Source organism: Methanosphaera sp. BMS, assembly GCF_003268005.1.
Lineage (GTDB): Archaea > Methanobacteriota > Methanobacteria > Methanobacteriales > Methanobacteriaceae > Methanosphaera.
Genome location: NZ_CP014213.1, coordinates 921,293 through 934,586, shown reverse-complemented (window position 1 = coordinate 934,586; position 13,294 = coordinate 921,293). Strand labels below are relative to the sequence as shown.

Genomic DNA, 13,294 nt, shown 5'->3' with positions numbered 1-13,294 from the left:
ATTATATTGAATTTTGGTTTTATTATAGTTATTGTTTAAGCTAAGGGTTAAATTTAATCCAATAAATGATAATTGTTTATTATATACATATTTTAATGTAAATATGTTTATTCATTCATCTAAATAGTAATAGCATTGAATGGTGATTATGGATATCAGGGGGTTTTGATTGGATATGTTGATTGTAAAATGATATCTCAATGGACAATAATAAAAACAAAGATTTGGAAAATGGTGGGTGATATATAATAATGAATACATTTAGACGGTGAAAATGGGCAATTATGAACAAATCCTTAAAAAAAAGTAAGTGTTGATAGTGAAAATCATTCCACTATCACTTTTTTTTCTTTTATACTTTTTTCAGATTTATTTCTCTGATAAATATTACGCTTATTTTCTTATTCAGCTTCATCAGCACCTGGAGCTTCAAGTGCAGGTTTTTCCAGGAACATGCTTAACATTTGATTAATAAGTTCGACTAAATCCAGACCATTGTTGTTGAACGTTTCTAAAGTAGCTGAAATATCAACGCCAGGTATGTTCAGGCTAGTCAATAAAGCGGATATGTCAAGCTCGTCTAAATCATAACTGACAACTAATCCAGACCAATCAAAGTCATCAAAGTCAAGACTGAATAATTTTATCATGGTTGAAGATGCGGACTTGATAAATTCAGAATTATTTATGATATCAATAACTTCGGATAGGCTGATTGATGATAAGTCATATTCTGACAGGTCAATGCCTAATGATGATAAGTCCAGGTCGTTTGAATCTACTATTCCTGTTAAATCCAGTTTTATTGCATCAAGGCATGAGTAGTCGCAGTTTTCAAATATGCCTTCTAAGTCAAGGTCAGAGTTAGTAAACATATCAATGATGCTTGAAATATCCTCGACAGGTAAATTAAGGCTTGACAGTAATGCGGACAAGTCGAAGTTTTCAGAATCGAAAGTGGCTATTAATCCTGATAAGTCAATTTCATCCAGGTTTATACCGAATGATTTTAGTAGGCTTGTTAACAAGTCCATGTCTATGTCTAAGCTATTTATGATGTCTACAAGCTCAGATAGACTGATTGATGATAAGTCATAGTCTGACAGGTCAATACCTAACTCTGTTAAATCTATGCCTATTGAATCGATTAGTCCTGTTAAGTTTAGTTTTATTGCATCCAGGCATGAGTAGTCGCAGTTTTCAAATATTTTGCCTAAATCGAAGTCAGGGTTGGTTAATAATTTTATTATGCCTGAGATGTCGTCGGTAGATATGTTGAGGTTTTCCAGTAATGTGGATGGGTCGAAGTTTTCCGTGTCAAAACTTGCTATTAAACCTGACAGGTCAAGTTTTTCAACGTCAAGGCCGGTTAATTTTAGCATGGATGGAATGGAGTTCATGTCTAAGTCTAAGTTACTCATGATGCCTACAACATCAGCTAGGCTGATTGATGATAAGTCATAGTCTGACAGGTCCACATCTAACGTGGATAAATCTATACCGGATGAATCAATCAGTCTGGTTAAATCTAGTTTTATCGCGTTTAGGCATGAATAGTCGCAGTTTTCAAATATGCCACCTAAATCAAGGTCAGGGTTATTAAACAATTCTAGGATACCTGGGATATCCTCAGCCGGTAAATTAAGGCTTGCCAGTAATGTGGATGGGTCGAAGTTTTCAGAGTCAATATTGGCTATTAATCCGGAAAGGTCAAGTTCCTCAAAGTCAACATCGGATAAGTCCCACTCGGACATATCATAATCGGATTTATTTATGATATCGATAACGTCGGATAAGCTGATTGATGATAAGTCATAGTCTGACAGGTCCACATCTAACGTGGATAAATCCATACCGGATGAATCAATCAGTCCTGTTAAGTCCAGTTCAATAGCATTTAAACATGAATAATCACAATTTTCAAATATGCCACCTAAATTCATGTCCGGATTATTGAATAGTTCTATTATACCTGATAAACCATCCTCAGGTAAATTAAGGCTTGCAAGTAAGGTGGACAAGTCGAAGTTTTCAGAATCGAAACTTGCTATTAATCCTGATAGGTCAAGTTTTTCAACGTCAAGGCCGGCTAATTTTAGCATGGATGAGAGGGAATTCATGTCAAAGTCAAAGTTGCTAAAGATGCCTACTAAATCGGATATTTTAATTGATGATAAGTCATAATCTGACAGGTCAATACCTAGCTCTGTTAAATCTATGCCTATTGAATCGATAAGTCCTGTTAAGTCCAGTTCAATTGCATCCAGACATGACCAGTCGAAGTCTTCAAATATTTTACCTAAATCAAGGTCTGAATCGTTGAATATATCCATTATTCCTGAGATGTCCTCGGTAGATATGTTAAGACTTGCCAGCAATGAGGACATGTCGAAGTTTTCAGAATCGAAGCTTGCTATTAATCCTGATAAATCAATTTCATCCAGGTCAATACCGAATGATTTTAACAGGTTTGTTAGCAAGTTCATGTCAAAGTCAATGTTACTTATGATGTCCATAATCTCTGACAATCTGATAGCAGATAAGTCATAGTCTGAAAGGTCAATACCCAGTTCGTATAAAACAGTACCTATCTGTGTTAAATCAATACCTGCTGAATCAATTACTCCTGTTAAGTCCAGTACAATTGCATCTAAACTTGAGTAGTCGAAGTTTTCAAATATTTTAGCTAAATCAAGGTCTGAATTGTTGAATGCGTTTATGATACTGGAGATATCATCGACGGATATGTTAAGGCTTGATAGTAGTGTGGATATGTCGAATTTTTCGGAGTCGAAACTGGAAATTACTTCGGACATTTCAAGATTATCCTCATCAAGGGAGAATAATTTTAACATGGAATTGATAGGACTCATGTCGAAATCGGAGTTATTCATTATATCAATAATATCGGATATGCTGATAGCGGATAAGTCATAATCTGACAGGTCAATACCCAGTTCGCCTAAATCAATACCTATTGCATCAATCAGTCCGGATAGATTAAGTACAATTGAGTTTAGACTTGAATAATCGAAGTTTTCAAATATACCTGCTATATCAAAGCTTGAATCATCCAGATCTATTGCATCCTCAGAACTAACGTTTATGGTACTTTCATAATCAGGCAAGCTACGGGTGTAACTGTCAATGTCAAATCCGGAATTCAAGAGTGAGGCAATGCGTGATAGGTCCATTCTATAAATATCTAGAGGGGATATACAACCAATCAGGTTAACCGGTGTTTTTGAGTCGGAAGTAATATTTTCAAAGTCTGTATCCTCAATATTTAACATTGGGAACATTTCCTCGAAGGTTACCCCGGTTGCATTAATGTTATCCATATCAATAAGTACGTCAAACTGATTTGAATTTAAAATAGGTTCAAGTGATACATCCACATTCTCCATGTCAATATTAACATCATCATAGTTTGTGTAACGGAAATCTGACATGAGTATGGATAAACCAAGATTTGATAATTCCAAATCAGGCACTACAATATTCAGATTTAAATCGGATAGGTCAACCTTGTAATTTTTGCTTATAAGATTTAATTTAGGTAGTTTAACTGATATGTTAAGGTTTTCTCCGTCCAATCCTATTGCCAAATTGAAATCAAGATTTTCAAAGTTAAAGCTTGTACCATTAAAGTTTGGATATATGAATTTACTTATGTCAACATCTAAAAGCATGGCATTTTTATCAGGGAACGCTTTTGAAAACAGATTAAGATTATCTAAATTCACATAATGTTTGTCGGTTATTACCTCTAAATTATCTACAAGTGCTGAAAATTCAAGACTTTTTGGATTTGAACTAGGTAAGATGGATAAATTCAGATTGTTAAGTGTAAATGTTGTATTTTCGAAGTTACTGTAAGAAACTTCTGGAAGATTCATTTTCAAGTTTACATTGGAAGACTCTGAATCGGTTATTATTGACATTTCAGAATCGGACATGCATAATCCATTTTGGGTAGTTCCTTGAATATCTATGTTGGTGGTTTCTACCTTAACGATGTCATGTTTAATGGTTAAATTATCATAGTTTATTCCAAATGTATTAAGTGAAGAACTTAATGCCTCATCGTTAACTTCTTTGCTTTTGTTATCTTCTTCTTCTGTTAATTCTTGATTATTGGAGACATCTTCATCGGTTGTATCGTTTGAATCATCATTTAGGATAGGTAAAACTCTTTCAACAAGTTCTTGTTTTTTACCTGAAACCTTTAAATTGTTTTCTCTTAAAATCTCTTTTAATTCTTTGACTGTGTATTTTTCAGATACCTCTTCGGCTGTTAATGCTTTATTACTTGAAGGTTTATTAGATTCACCTTCGGGACTTTTTTTATTCTCTTTTAAAGTTTTTTTAGTCTTAGTCATGATATCATTTCCCCATTTATATAATAAAATGTATTGGGATATATACTATATTTATATTTTGAGTTTTTTAAATATTTTTTCATTATTTTGAACATTGCACTAACAAAATATTATTATAAAAAAGAACTTTAAAAGGAAGTGAGTATATTATCATTTTTTTTCAAATATGGAATAAAGTTTTTCTGCCAGTGGCAGCAGTATGAACATGAACATGTAAACGCTTAGAAGTGCGGATATTAGATTTGCTATGGCACTGAATGCTATCAGTTGATTGCTGATACCGGGATACATTACGCATAATGCCGATAGGCCGGCTACGTTCATGCTTGTACTTCCTATTCCACAGCCAATTGCATATGCATATGGATGTAATGGCATGATGTATGATAATATGTTGACTATCAGGCTCATGAATACAGTTCCAAGCACTATTCCAAATAGATATACAATCATGAAACCCTTCATTTCCTCGGAATCCAGACTATACTTGTTTGCCATAACCGCCATCTGTGGTTCTCTGCATATTGAGCTTGCCATGCCTATTGATTTTCTTTTAAAGCCCAATAGTATTGCTACGGGTAGTGCTATTAAAACGCACATTATATCTCCCAGTTGCTCCAGTATGATAAGCGGACCTGTCTGGTATAGAAGATGTATGTTTGCCCCGCTTATAATGGCAAGTTTTGCTACTAGTGGGCATAATATGATGATAAATATGGCGGTGGCAGTCTGTGATTCTTTTTTGCCTATCCATTTTATGGCTTTTGACGTGTATGCAATGATTGATAATGCAAGTGAAAATACGAGTGGTAGGATGATTATTGTAATTGTATTAAATATTGAAAATTTAATAACTCCTATATATGTAGATATCAGGAATATTATCAGGACTGTTATGTGTAGTTTATAATTAAAAATATCCTTGATATTCATGTTGGTTATCTTATCATTCATATGAATACGCCAATCTAATTGTTATATTATTAATATGGAATTATTCCTCAAATATAATTTATAGTCAAAAAAAAATTAGAATTACAAAAAAAGGTTTTGCATGATTTAAATCGAAATCTAAATCATTCCTGTAAACATTAACACAACCTGTGCAATCAATGCAGATCCTACGTAGGTACCGAATATTACGAAGAATGTTACGACAACACCCTTAACTCCTACCTTTTTGAAGTCACCCAGGTCTTTACCCATTGAAATACCCGCATATGCAAGCAGTACGGTTGTCAATGATATCAATTCAACACGAGATGTATAATAGATTAATGTACCGGAAACTGGTGATATCGGTAAAGCCAGTATTAAACCTATAAGGCTGATGTATAGGATTGAAGGTATGTCCCATGGCACGTATCTTTCGATGATAAGCCCGGCAAGTGATATTCCGCATAGCATGAGCATTCCTATAAGGGATTCTATGAAGGGATAATGATATCCGATTACATTACCTATTGCGGATATGATGGAAAATATTACCAGTATACCTATCCATTCGATTAGTATTTTAATTGTTATCTTGTCATTCAATATCTAACAACTCTCCTTCTTGGCCTTTCTACGTTCTAACATTGAATTTATTGGTGGTTCAAGTCTTTTATATAATCCTTCCGTGAGTGGCATTGCAACGAATATGTATACGTACATACCTGTAACCATTGCAATCAGGTTGGCCATTCCACTGAATGCCTCCATTTGAGTGGCATATTGTGGGAATATGGTTGACAGTGATGCCACTGCCGCCGCATTCATACTTGCACTTCCTATACCGCATGCCATTCCAAAGGCAAACGGATGTAACGGTAGTACATATGCAAGTATGCTTACTAATAGGCTGATAAATGGTGTTCCAAGTACAGTACCTATTAAGAATACTGTGAAAAATCCCCTTGTTTCAGGAGAGGTAAAACCATACTTGTCTATTACCACTGCCATTTGTGGTTCACGGCATATTGAACTTGTCATTCCAATTGATTCACGTTTAAATCCTAATAATAATGCAATAGGCAATGCTGCGAAGATAGTACCTAGGTTTCCAACTTCCTGTAAAAGAATTGCCGGGCCTGCATTAAATATTATACCAATGTTTTGACCACTGGCTATTGCCAGTTTTGCTAGAAGTGGACCTATCAGCAACATCATTATGGCACTGGATCTTTCGGATTGCTTTCCCTTTATCCATGTAACGGGCTTTGCCAGGTAGAATGCCACGGCAAGTATTAATGAATACAACAGTGGCATCAATATTATTGATATGCCCATCAAATCCAGTGTTATAATTCCGATGTATTCTGAGATTACTACAGCTATCAAAACAGTTAAGTGTAACTTGTAATCCTTTACGGATTTTATCAAATCTTCAGTATCTGAAGTATATTTGTTTTTGATATCCATTATTGCATCTCCAATACAGTAATACAATTTTATAAATAATTAATAACCAATTCTTTCCATAAAAATCATATGACTGCATCAATGTTGAAATGTTAAAAATTTAATTAATATTATATAATCATTTCTAATATAAAAATGTTAAATCATTATTTTTCACGGTAAATTTAAACATTGTTTATATTTTATTTATATTTTTATATTATTTATAATTTTTTTGGTATATACTAATTATTTATTGGAATATTTCTAAAAATTTTCAAAAATAATAATAAAAAATTTATTTGGAAAAATATCTTTGAAAAAATTATCCGAAGATACTTGATTATTTCAAGTAATATGATTTATCAATGATGTGATGTGTAAAAAATGATTGTTCATGTTTTTTGTGGAAAATTGACATATTAATATAACTTAAAATCCATAAATATGCTTTAATATCCATTTTTGATAAATAAATATTAAGTGATTGAAAAATACTTAAAATAGAAATAACAAAGTAAAAATGGTTTTTATTGAAAATAAAATTTTTTAAAGTATTTTATCTAATTTAAAGACTTAAAAATGTTCCAAAAAAGTGTCTTTAAATGACTTTTTGTTCCTAAAACATGAATAAAAATAGCAAAATTCGTTCACTATATGTGAACAGTTAGGGGTACTTATTCCTAAAATGTGAACAAGAATACATAATTAAGGCACAACATCAGAAAGTTAAAAAAACACAAAACAAAAAATTTCAACACATTCAAAAAAATGAGAAAAAAGAAGGTTATAAACCGGTATATTCCCTTTTAAGTTTAACTTCCTTCTGATTCTTACAGTTAACAAAGTAAGTCCACTCTACCTCATCACCATCTCGAAGATAATATGCATCAACAATTAAATCCGGAATTTCAACATACATAGGTTTTTCTTCATCATGATCTTCACGCTTAACTTTCATTTTAAATGACATTTCAACCATTATTATCACCACTTAACTTGGCTAATTCAGCATCAATTTCTTTGATAGACTCTTCCTTTTTAGCAATATTCTTTTCAATCTCGGCAATTTCACTTTTCAAATCATCAATTTCCTGATTCAATATAAACTTCTGAATTTCAAGTTTCCCATCCTCTGTCTGCGACCATTTCTTGGCGTTCTCAACGAATTCTTCCTTACTTAAATTCATCTGACTGAGCAATTCTTCCTGTGAATTTGCAAAATTAATAAAAATATTCTCTAATCTATCTGACATGTTATCACTAAAATCGATTTCTATATAATATATTAAAATCAGTATTATATAATATTTGTTAAAAAGAAGCAATGTAATAATTTTAAATATAAAAATAATATTTAATTAAAAAAGAGTTTATCAATAAAAAATATTAAAAAGTGGAAGTTGATTTATTTCAACTTCATTGTATTAATGATATTATCAAATACACTTCCGGCATCATCAAAGAAAGTAGTAGGTGCTTGACATAGTATTCTATAGTAATGTCCGTCGGCGTTTATCCATGTGTCCTTATACTTGGTATAACTAACGGTATATACAAATTGACGTGCATCCTTACCGTCTACCTGGATGACAGTAGCTGAGTCCAGATTGAACTTGCCTGATGACTCCATAATGCCGTAGATGCTGTCAGACTGATAAGCGTTATCCAATGTAACGCCCTCTGGAAGTGAATCCATTTTGGTAATTTCACATGTAACGATTGCAACGTCGGTAGCACTGGTAGCACTTGTATTCAAGACTCCATCTTGTTCCAGCTCAGATATGTTTCCGTCATAATATGAGTAGGTTGACTTACTTGCCGGTTCAACTATGAGTGATGATGGTCTACTTGATAAAAACGGCGTTTTGGTAGGATCATCATATTCATATACAGTCCATGTATTAGGTATGTCAAAGGACATATCATTATCACTAAAATGTTTAACATCACCGTTTGATTGAATATATGTAGGTGTAAAAATGAAAAATCCAGCAATCAATGCCGCTGAACATATAATTAACAGTATTGAAAGTATTTTGCTATTCATTTTGAATCCTCTTTATCTTTTTTATATAAATTAACGTTATTGGAATCCATAGTAACTATTAAAGGACCAAATCGTTCCACATCCAATTGCCATATGGCCTCCGGCATTCCCAAGTCCAGCCAGTATACGCAGTCAACCTTGTTAATGCTACTTACATATAAAGCTGCACATCCACCAACGGCAGTTAAGAATACTGCATTGTTACGTACCAAAGCTTCATGGGTTTTTTCATCCATTCCACCCTTACCTATTATGGCCTTGACTCCCATATCAAGTACGTCCGCTTCATATGGATTCATTCTCATACTGGTTGTAGGACCTACGGCAACAATTTCATATTCATCATCATTTTCCCTGATGATAGGTCCGGCATGGAATAAAACAACACCTTCTAAGTCTATAGGAGCATTTGATTCTATAATTCTCTTGTGAGCACTATCACGAGCAGTAAATATCTTACCTGTCAGATATACAGTGTCACCAGCTTTTAATTTATTAATATCACTATCATCTAATGGTGTATTTAATTCATATTCCAAATTAATTCCCCATTTATTTTTTTTAAACAAAAATATAATATATATTAATTATTTATGTATAACCATATTATAGTATTTTATCCATTACATGCACTACTAATCGGCATAAAATGATGCCACAAATTTTCATAATAAAAAACCCCACTTTATTCTTGTTAATCAGATTATCACAATTTTAATGAAATACGATTTAAACTTGCATTTAAGGGGAATATTATATTTATCCCCTTTCAATTATAACAGATTATTAAAGAATCCTTCCTCACCCCTCCTTTAAATAAAAAGATGTTAAAAAATATGGGCTTTGTGGATAGCCCCTAAACAATTAATTTTTACAGATGACCCATACAATTTCACTCACCATAATAATTAATATCAACAAATGTAAAACATAATATTATATGTAGATTTTATGAATTGTATAATCTAAAAAAATTTATAGGAACTATGAGACTATGACGGTAACACAAAGAGTGATGAAATTAAGTAAATACATGATTACTCTACCTGAATCTAAAATTTCAATATTTCTTATATTCACCTTCAGTTTCCTTGCCGGGGGAATAATGGGATGTTTGGATATTGGATTAAACATGGAGGAAGTGGTGTATTCATTTTTAAGTGGAGGAGCAACGATATTCTTCCTATTAGGTTTAACCACCATGGCTTCCGGAGGATTGGTGCATTCTGCAGTAAATCTTCTTAAGAAAAGACACATGAAGCAGAAACAGGCACTCTTCCTATCCTTTGTAAGCATGTTTATCACATGTCTTGTACTGGTAGGAGGAGACGTAATCGGATTCCTATTCAACACGGACATATTTGTAAATTCATTGTTATTAGGCATACTCTTTGGATTTGCAATAGAGACACTTATCATCTGGAGTACATCCAATATAAAATTCATACAGGGACTTATAATAGGATTAATACATCCGATACTGATTTTAAGTATGTTTGTACTTATCAGTTACATAACAATGGCGATAACCAGTCTGAACTCTGTAGTAAGTCTATACCTTAAGGCTATAATAGGGGCAATAGTACTTGCAATTGCAATCTTCTCATTCGTATCAATACTTGAAAGTCCTATGAGAAATAACCTGGGAGTAAATGGACTTGAACTATTAAGCCTCTTTATCGGTCACATAACCGAAGGATCAAACTCCATGGAAGAAGTATTCAGTAACATGGGTGAATCAATAGATACAACCGTTAGCTTAATAAGCTTTAAAAACAGGGATGGGAATGTTAAGTTAAACTACATCTCACCACACGTACACCCCGGGCCTGTCGGTTCACTTGGTGGAGGAAACCTTCCAAGCATACTCACTCAGCAATTGGATGACTTCTCAATAGTGGTGCATGGAGCGGCAACACATGACTTCAACCCAGTTGCGGCCAAGGAGATAAATAAAATAACCGATGCCGTAAACTTGGCCTTAGAAAACTTGGAGTACTCCGATAAGGCAAGTAAATTCCAGAGGGTACAATATGAGGATGCAAAGATAGGAGCACAATTCTTCAATGATGGAGTAGTACTCCTAAGTACATTTGCACCGGTACCAGGGGATGATATAGACTATGGAGTAGGTCTGGCAATGCAATACCAGGCAAAACAGGTAACCGGTATAGAAAATGTAGTGGTCGTCGACTGCCATAACTGTCTGGAAGGAAACGTCGATCGATTAATGCCGGGTCACTACAGGGTAGTTCAAATCGAGGAGGCCATAAAGAAACTTGAAAAACAGGACATGTATCCTATAAGGATGGGATATGCATATGACCTGCTTGATGAAATAGACGTCAAGGATGGTATAGGAGACTGCGGTGTCAAGATAATGATAACCGAAGTTGATGACCAGAAGATGCTCTATGTGGTCTTTGACGGAAACAATATGAAACAGGGAGTACGTGAAGAAATCATAGAAGCCGTTCAGGACAAATATCCCGATATAGACATGATAGAGGTTATGACTACCGACACACACCTTGTAAACACAATATCCGGTGGAGGATTAACAGTCGGTACAAAACACAAAGAGCTTTTAATTGACACGATACTGGAATTGATTCCACAGGCACTTGATGACATGGAGGATGTCAGTGTTGCATCAGCTACACAAAGATTAAACATCAAAACATTCGGTCCAAACAAGTCAATAGAACTTGTAAATACAATTTCATCCATACTATCCGTAAGTAAGATATTGGCACCATTGGTATTTATCATCGCGGCTATAATAACTGTATTCTGGGTATTCTAGAATTTAATCCCCATTTAATTTTTTTTTTAATAAAGTATTGTTCTTTAATTTAATTTTATTCTTTATTCTTTGCTTAATACTGAAATTGATAAGTATATCCTATGATTATTTTTTGTCGAAACTAAAATACTATAATTATATATTCTAATAAAAATATAATAGAATTAACAAAATAATATATTAGAAATTTTTCATAATAATATATTTATACATATAATAGGTGATATAATGGTAAAAACATTAGAAAATTTATCAAAAGCTTTTGTCGGAGAAAGTCAGGCAAGAAACAGATACACAATGTATTCAAAAATAGCTAAAAAAGAAGGATATGAAAAAATTGCAGAAATATTCCTAGTAACTGCAGACAATGAATTCCAACACGCAAAAGTATTATTCAAAATGATACAGGAACTAAAAGAAGATGTAGATTGCATTGACATTCCAACAAGCGTAGGATTTACCTATGGAACTACAGCTGAAAACCTATTAGCTGCAGCTGAAGGTGAAAACGAAGAAGCAACATCCATGTACCCTGAATTTGCTGATGTAGCAGAAGAAGAAGGCTTTGATGTAATAGCCTGCAGATTAAGAAATATAGGAAAAGTAGAATCACACCACGAAGCAAGATACAGACAATTACTGGCTATGGTTGAAGGTGAAACATTCTTCAACAGAGACGAAGAAGTCACATGGGTATGTAGAAAATGTGGATTCGTATACAAAGGAGAAAAACCACCTGAAGTATGTCCAATATGTGAACACCCATCAAGCTACTTCGAATTATTAGTTGATGAATTCTAATCAGCCTAAACCCTAACCCCCCTTTTTTATAATTTAATGGAGAGATAACTATGGATTTTGATTTTACCAGCATAATAAAATGTAAAAACAGTGGAAATATAATTGAACTAATCTACCCAGGTCAAGATGTGGATGTAGCATGTTTAGATGTTATCGAAGCTAAAACCGAGGGAGAAGGGGATGTAAAACACAAACCTGTAATTACAAGAGTAGATGATGCTTACCACGTAAAAGTTGGAGAAGTAGAACACCCAATGGATGAAAACCATTACATAGCACTCATCGAATTAATAGCAGACGGACAAGTACATAAACAATACCTACAACCTGGAGACAAACCGGAAGCTACCTTTAAAATTCCTGAAGCAGATGATGTAACAGCAAGGGAATTCTGTACAATACACGGCCTCTGGCAATCCTAAATAACCCCCCATAATTTAATTTTTTTCCTATTTTTAGTGTGTGCAACAATTAGGAGTATATAATCTAATTGTTCTTTGACGCTATCTTTATATTTTAATATTTGTTCTATTTTTTTAAGTTGGATCTATTAATATTTTAATTTTGTTTTGTTCCTTTAGTTTCCATGATTATATATTTTTACTATCCCGTTGTAGAATCGTGAAGTCACTATTATTATAGGGTTTCTGTTGTAATAAATGCTCATGTTATATAAATGGAACAATTGGGTCATATAAAAGCATTACCGAAAACACGTTTAAAATGATGTGTACACCCAAGGGGATTGTTCCCACAAGAATAAATGATGTAGTTCTATTTTTTGGGTCTACAGATGTGGATTGTTCCCACAAGAATCAGTATCCGATTAAAGTTTGTATGCAATATCAATTGTCTCCCCAATAATACAATCTT

General features: G+C 33.5%; 11 protein-coding genes. 3 read left to right on the top strand and 8 right to left on the bottom strand.

Features of this window, described 5'->3' with window-relative positions; all coding sequences use genetic code 11:
- Positions 1-401 precede the first annotated feature (401 nt).
- The 8 genes from AW729_RS03410 to AW729_RS03380 form a co-directional block, all read right to left on the bottom strand.
- Complete coding sequence (locus AW729_RS03410; RefSeq protein ID WP_112123781.1) at positions 402-4,382, bottom strand: SAP domain-containing protein; 3,981 nt, start codon at positions 4,380-4,382, stop codon at positions 402-404.
- 150 nt (positions 4,383-4,532) lie between these two features.
- Positions 4,533-5,336, bottom strand: coding sequence for a DUF3100 domain-containing protein (locus AW729_RS03405; protein ID WP_112123780.1), 804 nt, complete (start codon positions 5,334-5,336; stop codon positions 4,533-4,535).
- Positions 5,337-5,453: 117 nt separating this feature from the next.
- Complete coding sequence (locus AW729_RS11495) at positions 5,454-5,921, bottom strand: hypothetical protein (protein ID WP_236951257.1); 468 nt, start codon at positions 5,919-5,921, stop codon at positions 5,454-5,456.
- 3 nt (positions 5,922-5,924) lie between these two features.
- The gene (locus tag AW729_RS11490) at positions 5,925-6,785 is read right to left on the bottom strand and encodes a DUF3100 domain-containing protein (protein WP_236951256.1); all 861 of its coding nucleotides are present in this window, start codon (positions 6,783-6,785) and stop codon (positions 5,925-5,927) included.
- 766 nt (positions 6,786-7,551) lie between these two features.
- Positions 7,552-7,746: a hypothetical protein gene (locus AW729_RS03395; RefSeq protein ID WP_112123779.1), complete on the bottom strand. Its 195-nt coding sequence runs from the start codon at positions 7,744-7,746 to the stop codon at positions 7,552-7,554.
- The gene (locus AW729_RS03390) at positions 7,739-8,020 is read right to left on the bottom strand and encodes a hypothetical protein (RefSeq protein WP_112123778.1); all 282 of its coding nucleotides are present in this window, start codon (positions 8,018-8,020) and stop codon (positions 7,739-7,741) included. Before AW729_RS03390 ends, AW729_RS03395 begins: the two co-directional genes overlap by 8 nt.
- 152 nt (positions 8,021-8,172) lie before the next feature.
- Complete coding sequence (locus AW729_RS03385; protein WP_112123777.1) at positions 8,173-8,814, bottom strand: hypothetical protein; 642 nt, start codon at positions 8,812-8,814, stop codon at positions 8,173-8,175.
- A complete protein-coding gene (locus tag AW729_RS03380) occupies positions 8,811-9,353 on the bottom strand; it encodes a FumA C-terminus/TtdB family hydratase beta subunit (RefSeq protein ID WP_112123776.1) in 543 nt (180 codons plus the stop codon). Before AW729_RS03380 ends, AW729_RS03385 begins: the two co-directional genes overlap by 4 nt.
- Positions 9,354-9,808: 455 nt before the next feature.
- On the opposite strand from AW729_RS03380, the gene AW729_RS03375 reads away from it, so the two are divergent.
- From AW729_RS03375 to AW729_RS03365, 3 genes are all read left to right on the top strand, one after another.
- Positions 9,809-11,620 (top strand): DUF2070 family protein, encoded by a 1,812-nt coding sequence (locus AW729_RS03375; protein ID WP_112123775.1) that lies wholly within the window; start codon positions 9,809-9,811, stop codon positions 11,618-11,620.
- A 228-nt stretch (positions 11,621-11,848) separates the two neighbouring features.
- On the top strand, positions 11,849-12,421 hold the full coding sequence (gene rbr, locus AW729_RS03370; RefSeq protein ID WP_112123774.1) for a rubrerythrin: 573 nt from the start codon (positions 11,849-11,851) through the stop codon (positions 12,419-12,421).
- 50 nt (positions 12,422-12,471) lie between these two features.
- A complete protein-coding gene (locus AW729_RS03365) occupies positions 12,472-12,843 on the top strand; it encodes a desulfoferrodoxin family protein (protein ID WP_112123773.1) in 372 nt (123 codons plus the stop codon).
- The last annotated feature ends 451 nt before the right edge of the window (positions 12,844-13,294 follow it).